1 protein-coding gene is annotated in these 1,198 nt (G+C 54.9%); it reads right to left on the reverse strand.

Annotation, left to right across the window (positions count from 1 at the left end):
- Positions 1–39: 39 nt before the first annotated feature.
- Positions 40–1,127 (reverse strand): IS3 family transposase gene (locus AQ1_RS12910; protein WP_150007483.1). Its coding sequence is split into 2 segments (ribosomal slippage): positions 40–866 and positions 866–1,127, totalling 1,089 coding nucleotides; the frame shifts between segments, so codons are not numbered across the junction.
- Between the last annotated feature and the right edge of the window lie 71 nt (positions 1,128–1,198).

Genomic DNA, 1,198 nt, shown 5'->3' on the forward strand with positions numbered 1-1,198 from the left:
GGTAATCCCCCCATTTTTAATGGGGGGTCTTCATAGAATTCACGCAGCGATTTTCAGTTTCATTACTGGTGTGATACCACCGATGCCCATGTTGGGGCGTTCATTGTTATAAGTCCATAGCCATTGCGTGGCTTGATCCTGAGCCTCCTTGATGCTTTCGATGATATATTGGTCCAGCCATTCCTGTCTGACCGTGCGGTTATAGCGCTCGACATAAGCGTTTTGTTGCGGCTGTCCGGGTTGGGTGTGCTGGATGGCAATGCCCTGTTTTTCAGCCCATATCAGCAGCGTCTCACTGATATATTCCGGGCCGTTATCGACTCTGATCGTCCGGGGTTTTCCCCGCCATTCGATGATGCGGTTCAAACTGCGGATAACGCGTTCGGCGGGCAGCGAGACGTCAACCTCGATCCCCAGCCCCTCGCGGTTGAAGTCATCAAGCACGTTCAAAAGCCGGAATGCACGGCCATCGCCGAGGCGATCCGCCATGAAGTCCATGGACCAGGTCACATTGGGCGCATCCGGCACGGCCAGCGCATCAGGCTTCTCCCGTTTCAGCCGCTTGCGGGGCTTGATCCGCAGGTTCAGTTCCAGTTCGCAGTAGATCCGATAAACGCGTTTGTGGTTCCATGGATGACCCCTCACATTGCGTAAATGCAGAAAACACAAGCCAAACCCCCAAGTCTTGCGCGCATCCGTCAGCCCAACAAGCAGATCGGCGATCACCTCATTCTCGGACTGCAGCTTTGGACTGTAGCGATAACAGGTCTCGCTGACCCCAAAGGCCCGGCACGCCAGCGCAATGCCGACACCCCGTCGAGCCACCGCCGTTTCGGCCATCTCGCGGCGTTGAGATGGCCGATCTACTTTTTTCCAAGGGCTTCCTTGATCAGATCGTTCTGCATGCTCAGGTCCGCATACATCCGCTTCAGACGCCGGTTCTCGTCCTCCAGCGCCTTCATCTGGCTGATCATGGACGCATCCATGCCCCCATATTTCGCTCGCCATTTGTAAAAAGAGGCATCGCTCATACCATGCTCGCGGCACAACTGCGCCACCGGCACGCCGCCTTCCGCCTGACGCAAAATCGAAAGAATCTGCGCTTCACTGTATCGGCTGGTCTTCATTCAAAATCTCCTCATGCATAGTGCCGAGAAAATTCTACTTTTAAACCCCCTTAATTACAGGGGGGATTACC

This window comes from Iodidimonas nitroreducens, assembly GCA_000710935.1.
Taxonomy (GTDB): Bacteria; Pseudomonadota; Alphaproteobacteria; order Sphingomonadales; family Rhodothalassiaceae; genus Iodidimonas; species Iodidimonas nitroreducens.